10 protein-coding genes are annotated in these 14,932 nt (G+C 62.1%); 6 read left to right on the top strand and 4 right to left on the bottom strand.

Features of this window, described 5'->3' with window-relative positions; genetic code table 11:
* Nucleotides 1-19: 19 nt before the first annotated feature.
* Nucleotides 20-346, bottom strand: coding sequence for a flagellar biosynthesis anti-sigma factor FlgM (gene flgM, locus M1B34_RS07475; protein ID WP_123328438.1), 327 nt, complete (start codon nt 344-346; stop codon nt 20-22).
* 151 nt (nt 347-497) lie between these two features.
* On the bottom strand, nt 498-1,259 hold the full coding sequence (gene flgA / locus M1B34_RS07470; protein ID WP_123328437.1) for a flagellar basal body P-ring formation chaperone FlgA: 762 nt from the start codon (nt 1,257-1,259) through the stop codon (nt 498-500).
* 75 nt (nt 1,260-1,334) lie between these two features.
* On the opposite strand from flgA, the gene M1B34_RS07465 reads away from it, so the two are divergent.
* From M1B34_RS07465 to flgE, 6 genes are all read left to right on the top strand, one after another.
* A complete protein-coding gene (locus M1B34_RS07465; protein WP_123328436.1) occupies nt 1,335-2,267 on the top strand; it encodes a chemotaxis protein CheV in 933 nt (310 codons plus the stop codon).
* A gap of 44 nt (nt 2,268-2,311) precedes the next feature.
* The gene (cheR, locus tag M1B34_RS07460) at nt 2,312-3,139 is read left to right on the top strand and encodes a protein-glutamate O-methyltransferase CheR (protein WP_123328435.1); all 828 of its coding nucleotides are present in this window, start codon (nt 2,312-2,314) and stop codon (nt 3,137-3,139) included.
* A gap of 262 nt (nt 3,140-3,401) precedes the next feature.
* Nucleotides 3,402-3,809 carry a flagellar basal body rod protein FlgB gene (gene flgB / locus M1B34_RS07455; RefSeq protein ID WP_123328434.1) on the top strand — a complete coding sequence of 136 codons (408 nt, stop codon included), beginning with the start codon at nt 3,402-3,404 and terminating at the stop codon, nt 3,807-3,809.
* A gap of 3 nt (nt 3,810-3,812) precedes the next feature.
* Entirely contained in the window at nt 3,813-4,256 is a 444-nt protein-coding gene (flgC, locus tag M1B34_RS07450; RefSeq protein ID WP_123328433.1) for a flagellar basal body rod protein FlgC, read from the top strand.
* Between the two features lie 15 nt (nt 4,257-4,271).
* Nucleotides 4,272-5,000 carry a flagellar hook assembly protein FlgD gene (flgD, locus tag M1B34_RS07445; protein ID WP_268264777.1) on the top strand — a complete coding sequence of 243 codons (729 nt, stop codon included), beginning with the start codon at nt 4,272-4,274 and terminating at the stop codon, nt 4,998-5,000.
* Nucleotides 5,001-5,029: 29 nt separating this feature from the next.
* Nucleotides 5,030-6,373: a flagellar hook protein FlgE gene (gene flgE / locus M1B34_RS07440; RefSeq protein WP_123328431.1), complete on the top strand. Its 1,344-nt coding sequence runs from the start codon at nt 5,030-5,032 to the stop codon at nt 6,371-6,373.
* A 293-nt stretch (nt 6,374-6,666) separates the two neighbouring features.
* On the opposite strand, the gene pbpC is transcribed toward flgE, so the two are convergent.
* Both pbpC and M1B34_RS07430 read right to left on the bottom strand, forming a co-directional pair.
* Nucleotides 6,667-8,922, bottom strand: a complete 2,256-nt coding sequence (gene pbpC, locus M1B34_RS07435) for a penicillin-binding protein 1C (protein ID WP_268264794.1) — start codon at nt 8,920-8,922, stop codon at nt 6,667-6,669.
* 67 nt (nt 8,923-8,989) lie between these two features.
* Nucleotides 8,990-14,821 carry an alpha-2-macroglobulin gene (locus tag M1B34_RS07430; RefSeq protein ID WP_268264776.1) on the bottom strand — a complete coding sequence of 1,944 codons (5,832 nt, stop codon included), beginning with the start codon at nt 14,819-14,821 and terminating at the stop codon, nt 8,990-8,992.
* Nucleotides 14,822-14,932: the final 111 nt, after the last annotated feature.

Raw genomic sequence — 14,932 nt, 5'->3', positions numbered from 1 at the left:
GCCTGGCGCAGGCCTTTGGCTAGCGCTGGGCTTCGAAGTTAAGCAGTTTGCTGGCTACACGGTTGCTATCGACCTTGTAGCTGCCATCGGCAATCGCTTGCTTCAACTCGGCCACACGGGCTTTGTCTACGGCAGGCTGATCGCGCAGCTTGTCAGTGATCTTCTGCAACTGTTGAGCCTCATTGCTGAGGTGTACCGATTCCCCGCTTTTGCTGGCACTGGCCGGTTCGGCGGAGGTAGTCAGCGACGCGGATTTACCGGTTTCGTCGGTTTCCTTGCTGGCGCTGGTACGCGTACTGCCGGTGAGTGAGGGGGAACTGTTCAGACGGCTGAAATCAATGACCATGATGGAAAAAACCTCTGGGTATTTGGACGCTTGCCATGTTTTCGGCAATACCCTGGAAAACTTTAGGCGCAATTGTCGATATGCCAACGGCCGCGGCTGCGGCCATGCGTGGGCCACAGTTTAGGGAAGGGCCGGGCTGAGCGCCAGTGATCTACATGGCAACTTCCACCTGCCCGGGGGCTGTGACCCGGGCCTTGATGATCCGCTGAGAGTTGAGGTTCTTGACCCGTATCTGCTCGCTCATGCCGCCATTGGACAGGGCTTCTCCCGGCATTCGTACATTCAATGTGCCGCTGCGCGCCGAAATCACCACCTGATCGCCCTTGCGCACCACCTCGGCCTGTTCCAGATGAACCAGGGTGATGAGTTGGTCGGCGACCATTGGTCGGACAAGTTTTTGCCCGATGGCCTGGTCCACCGAGGTCAGGTAGCCCTGGCTGATCAGGCTGATGTCCCGTTCGCGCAAGGCGACGTCATCGGGCTCGACGATGCCGGCACGTTTAAGGGGGCGGGTGGTGGTGACCACTTCGCGAAACAATTTGACCTGGGCCGGCACGAACACCGTCCATGGCGAAGCGCCTTCGCAGCGCACTTTGACCGTCACCCGGCCCAACGGCTGCGCCGGGCTTTCCAGGGTCGCTGTCAATTCCTTGTCACACGCCGGCATGTGCATGCGCGGGTCTAGCTGGTTGACTTGGATTTCGTAGCGTCCTGGCGTTTGACTGGTTGCCAGGTAGTCTTCTACGGTGAATTCAAGAAACCCTTGAGTGACGCCGATAAGGACATCAGGCAAGGTGAGCGAGTCAGCAACGGCAGGGCTGCCAAGGTTGAAACAGGCCAATGCCGACAGCCCGCAAAGCAATTTGCGGTAGTTTGATGTCAGGCGTCGGAAAAATGTCGTTTTTGCGTTCATAACCGTTAAAAAGCAAGCCCCGTGCCGTTTAGCAATGAGCGTGCGTCGGATCTTAAAGTCTTGGGGAGTCTGGGCATGGCTGGTGTAATGGATTCGGTAAACCAGCGCACGCAATTGGTAGGGCAGAATCGCCTGGAGCTGCTGCTGTTCCGTCTGGATGGCCAGCAGCTCTACGGGATCAACGTATTCAAGGTTCGCGAGGTGTTGCAATGCCCGAAACTGACCTTGATGCCCAAATCCAGTCCTGTGGTGTGCGGTGTCGCGAATATTCGAGGAGCAACCATTCCGATCCTGGACCTTGCGATGGCCACGGGTTCCGGTGGATTGAAGGACCTGAGCAATCCGTTCGTGATCATCACTGAGTACAACACCAAGACCCAGGGGTTCCTGGTGCGCTCGGTGGAACGCATTGTCAACATGAACTGGGAGGAGATCCATCCGCCGCCCAAGGGCACCGGACGCGATCACTACCTGACGGCGGTGACCCGGGTTGACAATCAGTTGGTGGAAATCATCGACGTCGAGAAGGTGCTGGCGGAAGTGGCGCCGACCTCGGAATCGATTTCCCTTGGCGTGGTCGATGTCGAGACCCAGAACAAGGCCGTGTCCTTGCGAGTGCTGACGGTCGACGACTCGTCGGTGGCGCGCAAGCAGGTCACCCGTTGCTTGCAGACGGTGGGCGTAGAAGTCGTGGCGCTGAACGACGGCCGGCAGGCCCTGGACTACCTGCGCAAGTTGGTGGATGAGGGCAAGCGGCCGGAAGAAGAGTTTTTGATGATGATCTCCGACATTGAAATGCCGGAGATGGACGGTTACACACTCACGGCCGAGATACGCAGCGACCCACGCATGCAAAAGCTGCACATCATCCTGCATACTTCGTTGTCAGGTGTATTCAATCAGGCCATGGTGAAGAAAGTCGGAGCCGATGACTTCCTCGCCAAATTCCGTCCTGATGACCTGGCATCCCGGGTAGTCGACCGGATCAAAGCAGCAGATATCAGCTAGGGGCATCGGCCCCTGGCGAACATACGATTTAAGAGGCGGCATCATTGTCTACGGGTAATTTGGATTTCGAACAGTTCCGGGTCTTCCTGGAAAAAGCCTGTGGGATCTTGCTGGGTGAGAACAAGCAATATCTGGTCTCGAGCCGTCTCAACAAACTGATGGAACAGCAAGGCATCAAGTCCTTGGGTGAGTTGGTGCAGCGTATCCAGACGCAGCCGCGCAGTGGTTTGCGTGAGCAGGTGGTGGATGCCATGACCACCAACGAAACCCTGTGGTTTCGTGATACCTATCCCTTCGAAGTGTTGAAGAACAAGGTCCTGCCGGAGGCCATCAAGGCCAGCCCGGGCCAGCGCTTGCGCATCTGGTCGGCGGCCTGTTCGTCGGGGCAGGAACCCTATTCCCTGTCCATGTCGATCGACGAGTTCGAACGGACCAACATGGGGCAGTTGAAGGGCGGGGTGCAGATTGTCGCCACGGACCTGTCCGGCACCATGTTGAACAACTGCAAGACCGGGGAGTACGACAGCCTGGCCATCGGCCGTGGTTTGTCGCCCGAGCGCTTGCAGCGTTACTTCGACCCGAAGGGGCCTGGCCGCTGGGTGGTCAAGGCGCCGATCAAGAGTCGGGTGGAGTTCCGCTCGTTCAACCTGCTGGACAGCTATGCCAGCCTGGGCAAGTTCGACATCGTGTTCTGTCGCAACGTGCTGATCTACTTCTCCGCCGAGGTGAAGAAGGACATCCTGCTGCGCATCCACAGCACCTTGAAGCCGGGCGGCTATCTGTTCCTGGGGGCTTCGGAAGCCCTCAACGGCTTGCCGGACCATTATCAGATGGTGCAATGCAGCCCTGGGATCATCTACCAGGCGAAGTGAGTTTTGCCGGGTAGCAGGTTGCATCCTTGAAAGGAGGTCTTCGGACCTCCTTTTTCATGGGCGTCATTCTTGTGTCTCCAAACGTCGGTTATGGCCGTTCTGTTGCCGCTTTGCCGCCGATTCGCGGAAATCCATTGCCGCTTTTCTGGCATTGCCGCCTTGCCGCCGGGCGCAAAGCCTTGATTTACGGGGTTTGGCTACTTGGCACGAGGCTTGCTATATCCAGATTACGAAAAATCAGGTCACCCAAAGGTTTCCCGACATGAGCATCAGCTTCGATAAAGCGCTCGGTATCCACGAAGAGGCTCTTGGCTTTCGCGCCAAGCGTGCCGAAGTCCTGGCCAACAACATCGCCAACGCCGACACCCCGAACTACAAGGCTCGGGATCTGGATTTCTCCGCCGTGCTCGCCGAGCAGAACGAGAAAGTCAAGAACGGCACCTTTGCCTTGAACATGACCAACAGCCGTCATATCGAGGCCGAAGGCATGGGCAATGGTGATGAGTCCCTGCTGTATCGCACGCCGATGCAGCCGTCGATCGACCAGAACACGGTGGACGCCCAGCTCGAGCAATCGAGCTACGCGGAGAACGCGGTCAACTTCCAGGCCAGCTTCACCCTGCTCAACAGCAAATTCAAAGGGCTGGTTTCAGCCCTGCGCGGAGAATAATTCATGTCCCTTGCCAGTGTTTTCAATATCGCCGGTAGCGGCATGAGTGCCCAGACCACTCGCTTGAACACCGTCGCCAGTAACATCGCCAACGCCGAGACCGTCTCGTCGAGCATCGACCAGACCTACCGCGCTCGCCACCCGGTGTTCGCCACCATGTTCCAGGGTGCCCAGAGCGGCGGCAGCAACTCGCTGTTCCAGAACCAGGACGCTGCCGGCCAGGGTGTACAGGTGCTGGGTGTGGTCGAGGACGACAGCAATCTCGAAGCCCGCTACGAGCCAAACCATCCGTCTGCGGATGCCAAGGGTTACGTCTACTACCCCAACGTCAACGTGGTGGAAGAAATGGCCGACATGATTTCCGCCAGTCGTTCGTTCCAGACCAATGCGGAAATGATGAACACCGCCAAGACCATGATGCAGAAGGTCCTGACCCTCGGGCAGTGATAAGGGGCGACTCAGATGAGCATTACGGATACCACCAGCGGCTTGACCCTGAACCAGATTCTGGCGAACTCGTCGGTCACCACCACCAGCAGCAGCGCCGATGGCATTGCTGCGGCCACCAACAGCGCCACGGGCAGCAAGTCCCTGGGCAAGGACGCGTTCCTGCAACTGTTGGTGACCCAGCTGAAAAACCAGAACCCGCTGGACCCTCAGGACAACAGCGCATTCGTTTCGCAGTTGGCCCAGTTCAGTAGCCTGGAAGGCATCACTACCCTGAACGACTCGGTGACGGCGATTGCCGGCAACTACAAGTCGACCCAGGCCCTGCAGGCTTCGTCCCTGGTCGGGCGTTCGGTGATCGTGCAAACCGCCACCACCCAGGTCGACACCACCAAGAGCATGACCGGCACCATCACCGTGCCGACCGGTGTGTCCGGGATCAAAGTGACCATCACCGACAAAGACGGCACCGCGGTGAAAACCATCGACATGGGCAGCCAGTCCGCCGGTTCCGCCAGCTTTGTCTGGGACGGCACCAAGACCGACGGCACCAAGGCGGATCCGGGCAATTACACCTTCAAGGCCAGCACCACCATCGATGGCAAGGCGACCGACCTGGTCACCAACCTGCCGGCGACGGTCAACAGCGTCACCATCAGCCAGACTGGCGGTGAGTTGATGCTCAACCTGGCAGGCCAGAGCAGCGCTGTTGCCCTGTCCAAAGTACAGACCATTGGTATCTAGAGCCGACTAACCGGCACAAGGAGTGGAATATGTCTTTCAATATCGGCCTTAGCGGTCTCTATGCTGCCAACAAGCAACTGGACGTGACTGGCAACAACATCGCCAACGTCGCCACCACCGGCTTCAAATCCTCCCGTGCGGAATTCGCCGACGTCTACTCGGCCACCAAACTTGGCAGCGGCAGCAAAGTCATCGGCAACGGCGTACGCCTGGCCAACGTTTCCCAGCAGTTCAACCAGGGTGACGTAAACAACACCGGCAACGTGCTGGACATGGGTATCCAGGGCCAGGGCTTCTTTGTCATGAGTGACAACGGCTCCCTGACCTACACCCGTGCCGGTACCTTCAAGACCGACAAAGACGGCTACATCACCAACAGCGATGGCACTGCGCGTCTGCAAGGCTATGGCGTGGACGCCAACGGCAAGATCATCAACGGCGTGCTGACCGACCTGCGCATCGACACCTCGAACCTGGCGCCAAAAGCGACCACCACGATTTCGTCGACCATCAACCTCAACTCCAGTGCGGATGAGATTGATACCAGTCCTGTATTGCCGGCGACCTACACCTTCGATCCGACCAATACCGCTACTTATACCAAGTCGTTCAGTACCCCGATCTATGACAGCCAGGGCAACCAGCACACCATGGATCAGTACATGATCAAGTCGGGTCCCAACACCTGGCAGACCTACACCCTGATCGATGGTCGCAACCCGGACGGCACGGCCTTTACCATGGCCAATCAGTCGCCGATGACCATGAACTTCAACTCGTCGGGCAAGTTGGTTTCGATTGATCCTCCGGTGGCCCCAGCCGTTTCTCCGTACGCTGTGGACGGCACCAAGATCACCTTGGCGGCGGGCGACTGGACCCCAGGTACCGTGACCAACGGCGTATTCACCCCTAACGGTTCGACCGGTGCGACCGCGGGTATTGCCATCCAAATGAGCAACACCACCTCGTTCAACGCCGACACCGCGCGTTCGATCCCGGCTCAGGACGGTTACGCCACAGGTCAGATCACCAACCTGACCATCGACGGCAGCGGCGTGTTGCTGGCCAACTTCAGCAACAGCCAGACCAAGGCGATCGGCCAGATCTCCCTGGCCAGCTTCACCAACGAACAAGGCCTGCAGCCAGTAGGCGGCACCAGCTGGAAAGAAACCTTCGCTTCGGGTATCCCGGGCTACGACGCGCCACAAACCGGCACCTTGGGTTCGGTAGTGTCCAACTCCCTGGAAGAGTCCAACGTCAACCTGACCAACGAGCTGGTGGACCTGATCAAGGCCCAGAGCAACTACCAGGCCAACGCCAAGACCATCTCCACCCAGAGCACCATCATGCAGACCATCATTCAGATGACCTGATGCAGGTGGGCTGATCCTTCAGCCACGCTGGTTGTAAAAAGCCCCGCAGGTTCGCGCCTGCGGGGCTTTTTTTTGCGTCGGCATCGGCGGCCGGCTCGACGATGGACTGAAGCACCCTGGGACGAATGCGGTTTGGCCAGCGCCTGATGGCGTATTGTCATCTTCGGCGTCTACAGTGCTGGCACCCGCCACCCATGAACGTGCCTGCATGAACCTTTTTCTTGATGCCCTGCCGATGTTGATCTGTGGCATGACCTTCGCCTGGGTCTGCCTGGGCTAGCCCCTGTGTGGCCTCAGGGCTCGAACTCCACGCTCAATGCCCGGCCGACGCTGCGCCCCAGGTCATCAGTGACGCGCAACTGATAACTGCCCGAGCGGGGCGGCCGCCAGTTCAGGCTGGCCTGGGGCGGGCCCTGGCCGATCAGGGTCTGGTCGGCAAACCAGTACAGGCGACGCGCGTCGCTGCCGGCGTTGGCGCTCAGGGCGATGCTTTCTTCCGGTCGCGACAGGCGCAAGTGGTAGGTCACCTGAGTCAGCGGTGAGCGGATTTGCGGTGCTTCGTTCTGATCGCCCAGGCCTTCGGGCTGGCAGGCCTGGGGCACATTGGGCACCGGGCGTCGTGGCAGGCCGGCGGCGCGAAACAGCCGGCGCAGATCGCTGGGCCAGAACTCGAACACTTCCTCGCGGGTGTACTGCGGCTCGAAGGGCGGGCAGGCGGCCTTGCCGGTGCGGGTGTCGATCAGCACCGGGCGATGCAGGCTCGACACGCGGATCGGTGACACGCCGGGGATGTACCAGGTCTTGCGGGTTTGCGGGCACCAGCGGTTGGGCAGCTCGCCCGAGGCGCTGCAGACCTGGATCCGGGTCAGCCCGGACGGCGGCTTGTCTGCGCGTTCGGCGACATTGGGCAAGGCCAGCGGCAGGGCGTCGGCGATCCTGAAGAACAGCGGTGCGGCGGTCTTGGCACCAATGAACTGCGGGTTGGGCCGGCCATCGAAATTACCCACCCACACCACCAGTACGTAAGGCCCGACCAGGCCGGCGCTCCAGGCGTCATGAAAGCCCCAGGAGGTTCCGGTCTTCCAGGCCGTGCGCCAGTGCCGCCCGCGAGGGTCGGCCGGCAGTCCGTCCGGGCGCGGGTTGTGGCGCAACATGTCGCGCACCATAAAGCTGGCTTGTGGGCTGAGCAGGGCATCGCCGCTGCCGGTCGGCTGCTGGCTCAGGTAGCGCAGCGGGCGCAAGTGGCCGTCGCCCGCCAGCATCAAGTACAGGCGCGCCAATTCTTCCATGCTCATTTCACCGCCGCCCAGGGCCAGGGCGAGGCCGTAATGCCCCGGTGCGCGCAGGCCCTTGACCCCCGAGCGTTGCAGCAGGTCGTACAAGGTCGGGGTTTTCAGCTGGCTGGCCAGCCACACCGCCGGGATGTTGCGACTGCGGATGAGCGCATCCCGCGCGTTCAGCGGGCCGATGAAACTGCCGTCGAAGTTCTCCGGCTGGAAATAACCGAAGTGGCTCGGCATGTCCTTGAGGATGCTCATGGGGTGGATCAGCCCCTGATCGATCGCCAACCCGTAGAGAAATGGCTTGAGGGTCGAGCCCGGTGACCGCCGTGCCAGCACCCCATTGACCTGACCCTGGATCGGCCGCGAAAAGTAATCGGCCGAACCGACCAGGGCTTTGACGCTCTGGTCGCGAGTGTCGAGCAGGATGGCAGTAGCGTTTTCCACCCCCAGCTCGCGCTTCTCGCCGATATAGCCCTGGATCAGCCGCTCCAGCAGGCGTTGCAGGGGCAGGTTGAGGGTGCTGTGCAGTTCATTCCCGGCATGGGCAGCCAGCAGTTGTTCACTCAGGTGCGGGGCGAGAAACGGCAGTTGCTGGCGGCTACGGGCCTCCAGGGGTAACGCCAGCAGGCTCTGGTTGCGTGGGTCATCCGGATAGGCCTCGCGCCAGGCATCCATCAGGCGCAATCGCGCCTGTTGCAGGTCGTGGGTGAAGGCGGCACGGCGAGTGGGTTGCTGGGGAATCACTGCCAGGGCTAGGGCTTGCGACAATGACAACTGATCCGCCGGTTTGCCGAAGTAGATGCGGCTGGCGGCTTCGGCGCCCTCGATATTGCCGCCCATGGGCGCCAGGTTCAGGTAGGCCTCGAGGATGTCGTGCTTGCTGTAGCGCGCCTCCAGCCACAGGGCCAGGGCCATCTGTTGCAGCTTGCCGGGCACGCGCCGGGTGTTGAGGTCATACAGGCGCCGTGCCAGCTGCATGCTCAGGGTCGAGCCGCCCTGGCGCAGGCCTCCGCTGTAAGTGGCCAGCGCGGCGCGCAAAAGCGCCGGTGGATTGATCCCCGGGTGGTAGTAGAAGTTGCGGTCTTCCTTGAGCAGCAGGGCCTGGACCAATGACGGCGAGATACGCTCCAGGGGCAGCCACAGTCGGTACTGGCCATCGCTGGCCAACGTCATGCGCAGCAGCGTGCCGTCCTCGGCCAGCACCACCCGGGAAGTGGGCGCGGCCTCTTGCAACGGTGCATGGGGCCACAGGCGTAACAGCAGCAGGCCGAGCACCGTCAGCAGCAGGCCCTTGAGCAGGGTTTTCCAGTGCCGGCTCAAGGGGCGCCGTGGCTCACGGCTTGACGATTTCAAGCTGGCCTACCTTGCCACGACCTTGCAGGGTGGTCTGGTAGAGCCCTTCGGCATAGGCCGGTGGCGTGTTGAAGGTGCCGGCGTTGGTGGCGCGCACGCGATAGACAAAGGTCGCGGCATCGCGCAGCACAGTGCCGTAGAACACCACGCGGTCATCGCGGACGTCCATGTACTCTGGCTGCCAGTTGCTCAGCTCGCTTTCACCGACCGGGGCTTGCCAGGCGCCATCGTCCTCTTCGCCGGATGCCTCCTTGTCCTGGTTTTCATCGTCGTTCTGCTTCGGCTGGGGTGGCAGGCGATACACCGGTTCGACGCCCCCTGGCAGCAGGTCGACCACTGCCACTTGCTGCACCTGATCGTGCTCGGTGGCACGCAGGCGCAGGCGCACCAGGAACTCATCGCCGACACTGACCTGGCTGACCGGCTGGCCCTTGAGGTCGAGGTAGTCGTGGATCACTTCCAGGCCGTTGCTCAGTACCTGGGTATTGGCGCCGCGATCGAAACCGGCCTCGCTGAGCATGTAGAACGCGGCAGGGCCCGAGGCTTTTTCCAGCAGCAGTTTTTCGGTAGTGGCCGGCACGGCGCTGCGCGGAGGCTGGCCGACCATGCTCAGCAACTGCTGGGACTTGTCGCTGAGCCAGGCGCTGGCCTTAAGGTGCATGCCGGTCTCGGCGCGCTGCCCGTAGTTGTCCAGCGCGCGCAGCAACAGCGCCGCCGACAGCGAGTTGTAGCGCTGCTCGTTGAGGCGCTTGCCGAGTTTGTCCAATAGCGCCAGCGGCACATCGTCCACCTGGGTGGGGAAGTGCTTGCTCAACAGGTGCAGGTGTTCGGCATCGTGCACCAGCGGGTCGTAGTACAGGCCGTCACCGTCCCAACGGTCGTTTAGGGTGCGCCAAGGGATCTTGCGGAACAGTGGGTCGGCCAACCGGTCCTGTTTGAGCAGCTTGTAGCTGGCCGCCAGATACGCCGCGCCCAGGTCGTTGTGCCAGGTATCGCGGTGATAGGTTTCGTAGCGTTCGCGGATATCGCTCAGGGCGCTGCTCACCAGAATCCCCTGGCGGCTCAGCAGGTAGCTGGCGTAGGCGCGGTTGCGCAACTCTTGCAGGCCTTCGCTGGGGCCGTTGGCGACATCGCTCAGGTAGGCGTTGGCGCGTTCCAGCAAGTCGTTGGGCACAGCCAGGCCGCGTTCGCGGGCTTCAATCAGGAAGTCGGTAGCGTAAAGACTGGCGTAGGGCGTGACCTGTGGGTTGGCCGCCCACAAGCCGAAACCGCCGGCCTGGTTCTGCCGCTGGCGCAGGACCCGCAGCAGGCCGTCGAAGCCCTGTGTGGCTTGCGGGTCACGCCAGATCAGGCCAGGCATTGCCTTGGACACCAACTGCTCGGTGCAGGCATAGGCGTAGTCGTCCAGGTAGTGTTTCAGGCCGTCGGCCCAGACCAGCGGCGAGGCGGCGACACCCAGTTGCACGTTGCGCAGTTCGCTGAACAGATTGCGGCTCGGCAGCAACTCCTGGCTGGTGCCTTCGAAGCGACCCAGAGTCAGGGCCACCCGGTGTTCGCTCAGGGGGCGAACCGAGGTGGTTTCTGCCACCTGGATGCGTTTGCCGTCGGGCAGTGTCGCGATAAAGCGCAGGTCGGCGGAACCGAGGTTTTCCAGGACCTTGATACGAAACTCTGCCACGCCTTCCTTACGCGGTTGCAACTGCAGGGTACGGCCGGGTTCACCTTCGACCTGCAGCCCGGCACTGGTTTGCAGCTCGAACTTCACCGCCGTGTCGGCCTCAAGGTTGCTGAAGACCCCGGCGCTGACGCTGAAGACATCGCCAGGGGCGACAAAGGCCGGTACGTTCGGGGTGATGACCAGCGGGCCACGCACCTCGCTCGCGCCTTCGCTGACGCCGATGCTGTTGGCATCCACCGCCACGGCGAACAGGCGCAGTTTGCCGTTGAAATGGTCCGGCAGTTGATAGTGCAGCACGCTTTCGCCGGCCGGCAGGTCCACCAGGCCTGACCACCAGGCCACTGGCGGCTGGTGCTTGCGCTTGAACGGATTGAGGTGCGAGGCCAGGGCATTCTCGGTATCGCCACCCGGGGCGGCGCCACTGAGCAGGCGGCTGAACTCCGGCAGGATCAGGTCGAGGATCTGGCTGGTGCCGACTTCCAGGGCACGTTTCTGGAAGAAGTGGCCCAACGGGTCGGGTGCCTGATAGCGCGCGACTTGCAGAATGCCCTCGTCGACTGCGTACACCACGGCGCGGGTCGGCCGGTCGTTGCTGACCTTGATGTCCAGCACCTGGCCCGGTTCGATGTGCGCCGGGCCTTCGACTTTAAGCGGCATGCGCCGGGCGTCGAGGTTGATGCTGAAGGGCACCACGCCGTAGGACAGCGGGCTCATGTAGACCTCGGACGAGCCGATGTCGCGCACGAACTGCACGTTGATGTAGGCGTTGCCTTCCAGGCCCTTGGGCACCCGGATGTGCTGCACGCTGTTGGTGCTGTCGGCCTTGAACCACTGCTGGCTGTAGACCTTGTCGCGCTCGATGGTGATCAGCCCGGCACCGACGTAGGGCGCGCGGATGCTGATGGCAATTTCTTCGCCGCTGGCGTAGCTGCGTTTATCCAGGCGCAGTTGCAGCTCGGCATTGCGCTCCAGAGAGCGCGAGGTATTGCCCTGGCCGGCGACGCTGTAGTCGATCTGGTTCAGCAGGTTGCCGTTGGCGTCCTTGAGTCGCAGGGTGAAATCACCGGGTGTCTGGGTATCCAGCACTTGGATCGCGCCGTGTTCGGTGAGGGGCAGCGGCGAGGCTGGGCGGGCGCTGTCCTTGATGCGCGATTGGTACTTGTAGGTGCCATTGACCTGCTTGACCAGCACCGACACGTAGCGGTGCTCGATCACTTCGCTGACCAGGCCTTCGACCGCACGCGGGTTGAGGTCCGGGCCAACGGCCAGCCATTGCACCTGGCGCGCCGCGCCCTTGGCGACATACGACAGCGGGTCGTCACTTTTCACCCCGACCAGGTAGGGCGCCGAAGACACCAACAGCGAACTTTGTGCGGCGACATTGCGTCCGCCCTCGGCCTCGTAGACCTGGGCCAGGACCTGCAAACGATAGGTGCTGTTGGCGAAACGCTTGAGGTCCAGGTCGAGCTCCGCCTGGCCGTTGTCGTCGGCGCTGGTTTCAGCCAAGTCTTCGTTGCTTGGTTCGGTCAGCGAGTCGTTGAGGCGGAAGCGGTAATCCGGGTAACGCTCGAAGCCGGCCAATGCCGGGTTCAGCGACAGGCTGGCGGTAATCCGCCGTCCTGCCGCGGGCGCGCCGAACAGATGCTGGGCGCTGACCCTGGCCTGTACCTGGTCTGGGGCGATCCAGCCCGCCACTGGCGTGTCGTGCAGGCTCAGGCTGACCTTCATGCGGTCGGGCTCGAAGTCGCGGACCTTGAAGTTGACGCTGCCCAGGTGGGTGCGCAGTTGCTTGTCGCCAATCAATTGCAGGGTCGCGGTGTAGTCGCCGGCTGGCGCCGTTTCGCTGCTGGCAAAGTCGAAACGCTCAAAACCGCTGGCGGACAGGGTCAAGGGTTCGCGAATAACCGTCAGGCCCCGTGGGTCGCTGATCAGCAGCTCGACCGGCAGGCCCTTCAGGGCGCCTTTCCAGTCGCCGCTGCGCACGATCATGCCCAGGTGCGCCGTCTCGCCCGGGCGGTACAGGCCACGGTCGCTGAACAGGTTGGCGCTCAAGCTGTTGCTCGCGCCGTCTTCCTGCAGGCCGCCGACATCGAAGCGCGACAGGTCCAGCTGTTGCGACTGACGGGCAATCGGCAGGAACGACTGATCGTTGCCCCGGGTGACCACGTACATCAACGGGGTTTTCTCGCGCCGCAGTTCGTCGAGCTTGGCGAAGTGTGCATGCCCTTGGGCGTCAGTCTTGCCACTGCTGACCGCCAGGCCGTTGCGGCCGATGATCTCTACCTGGGCCTCGGCGACCGGCAGGCCGCTGTCGATCGATTGCACGTAGAGGTCGTGGCTGCCGTCGCTGGAGCGCTTGGCGATGATGCCAAGGTCGGTGACCACGATAAAACGCAGGTCGTTGGTCGCGCTTTGCGCGTAGCCGTCGAAGGTGCGCTGGCTTGGTTGGTCCTGAGCGCTGAGCTTGAGCACAAAGATCCCGCGGCGCCCGCCGTTGGCGCTGAGGTAGCTGGCAAGGTCGACGTTGTCGTACAGGGTCTTGGACGGGTCGCTGCCCGGCAGCGCGATGTCCAGGGACTGGCGTTCGACCATGCGATCGAAATAGTCGTTGGCAAAGTTGGGGCGGGCAAAGCTGCCGCTGCTCTGGTCGACCAGATGCTGCAGTTGATTGGGCAGTACCCGGGCGATCTCCACGTGGGCGCCGGGCACGCCGCGGGCCATGAAGCCCACGCGTTTTTCACCGTTGAGGCTGAGCAGCGCGCCATCGGAGAGAAAGCGCAGGGTGCGTGGGTGCGCCGGCATGCTCAGCAGCGCGGTCGTAGGGTCCTTCGCCAAATAGCCGCCAAGGGCCTCGATGCGCGCCGGGATCTGCACGTACAGGGTGCGTCCGGCGGGCGCCTTGAACTTGAAGGCGTGCTGGGTATTAAGCGGCTCGACACTGGGCACGTGGCTGAGTGGAACCGGCGTCGAGCGGGCCAGCAGGGCTTCGTCGACATCCTTGGCGTACCAGGGTTCGAGTTCGTCCTCGGGTTTTTCCGGCAGCAGCCAGGCCTTGACCTTGCCGGCAATCGCCTCGTCGGCCAGGGCGTTGGAGCTGTTGAACATCAGCACCGGCTCGGGTTCGCCGCGATCGTTATCGGCAAAGGTGATTTCGCTGTTGCTGAACGTCAGCCTATAGCGGCCGGGCACCGTTACCGAGCGGGTTTGCGCAGAGGGGCTGGCATTGCCGCCGTGCTGGGCCTTGACCCCTTCGGCGAGGGTCAGGCTGATCTGCGTATTCTCCAGTGGCGTGGCCAGTGCCGGGGAGTGGATGTAGGCCTCCAGCTTGAAGTCGTTGAAGCTGATCTCGGGCAGGTTTGCGGCTTTTTCATCGCGGTATTGCAGGCCTTTGCCCAGGGCGAAACTGATCCGCTTGCGCACGCTGTCTTCGTCCACCGGGTGGGTGAACCTGACAGTGGCGACCTGCTGTTTCAGGCTGGGGTTGATCGGGTCCTGGTACAGCTCGCTCTGGATCAGGCTGGCACTGAACGAGCGTGTGGAGAATTTATTGCTGTATTGGTTGAGCAGCACGCCGTCGGCCAGCAGTTTTTTCCTGGCCAGCTCGACCTGGTACTCGGTGTCGATCGGCCAGTCCTGCTCGGGGGTGAATTGCAGGGTACGGTCCTCGACCCAGCGCCAGGTGCCCTTGACTGCCGGGCTCAGGGTGATACCGGCAGTCACCGTCTGATTAATGGCCTCCAGTGGCGCCACCGATTCGCGGAACTGGATGCGCAGGCTATCGATGGCCAGGGGTTGCCGGGTGTAGTCGGTCAGGCTGGGGGCCTGCACGCTGTAGGTCACGGTGTGCGGTTGCGGCAGGTTGGTGTACCAGTGCCAGCCATACAGGCCGGCGCCGCCCAATACGGCCAGGGTCGCGACAGCGGCGGCGAATTGCCGTGGGTAAGCCTGGATCTTGCGGCCGACGGCGCTCAGGCCGCGCCCCAGTGCAGGGATCAATGCGCGCAGCCAGTAGGGTGGGCGCCATTGGCCGAGCAGGTGCTTGGCGAGCCACAGGGTCAACCCCAACAACAGGCGTGTCACGGTTGATAAAACGCCGAAAAGGCGACGCGCTGCGTCCCTGCACCTGGCAAACATTGCAAACGATCCTTGTAGTTGAATGGCGCGCATCTTACACCTGAACACCCCGTGCCACGCGGCGCTTTCAGTGGCTGGCACAGGTAAAGGCCGGGCAAAAGAAAACCCCCG

It is taken from the genome of Pseudomonas morbosilactucae, assembly GCF_023241715.1.
Lineage (GTDB): Bacteria > Pseudomonadota > Gammaproteobacteria > Pseudomonadales > Pseudomonadaceae > Aquipseudomonas > Aquipseudomonas morbosilactucae.
The sequence above is the reverse complement of the archived record's forward strand: the minus strand, read 5'-3'. Positions and strand labels throughout refer to the sequence as shown.

Bases quoted from the DNA above. Each gene is read 5' to 3' on its own strand.
- flgM (WP_123328438.1), bottom strand. From the start codon at position 346: ATGGTCATTGATTTCAGCCGTCTGAACAGTTCCCCCTCACTCACCGGC.
- flgA (WP_123328437.1), bottom strand. From the start codon at position 1,259: ATGAACGCAAAAACGACATTTTTCCGACGCCTGACATCAAACTACCGC.
- M1B34_RS07465 (WP_123328436.1), top strand. From the start codon at position 1,335: ATGGCTGGTGTAATGGATTCGGTAAACCAGCGCACGCAATTGGTAGGG.
- flgB (WP_123328434.1), top strand. From the start codon at position 3,402: ATGAGCATCAGCTTCGATAAAGCGCTCGGTATCCACGAAGAGGCTCTT.
- flgC (WP_123328433.1), top strand. From the start codon at position 3,813: ATGTCCCTTGCCAGTGTTTTCAATATCGCCGGTAGCGGCATGAGTGCC.
- flgD (WP_268264777.1), top strand. From the start codon at position 4,272: ATGAGCATTACGGATACCACCAGCGGCTTGACCCTGAACCAGATTCTG.
- flgE (WP_123328431.1), top strand. From the start codon at position 5,030: ATGTCTTTCAATATCGGCCTTAGCGGTCTCTATGCTGCCAACAAGCAA.
- M1B34_RS07430 (WP_268264776.1), bottom strand. From the start codon at position 14,821: ATGTTTGCCAGGTGCAGGGACGCAGCGCGTCGCCTTTTCGGCGTTTTA.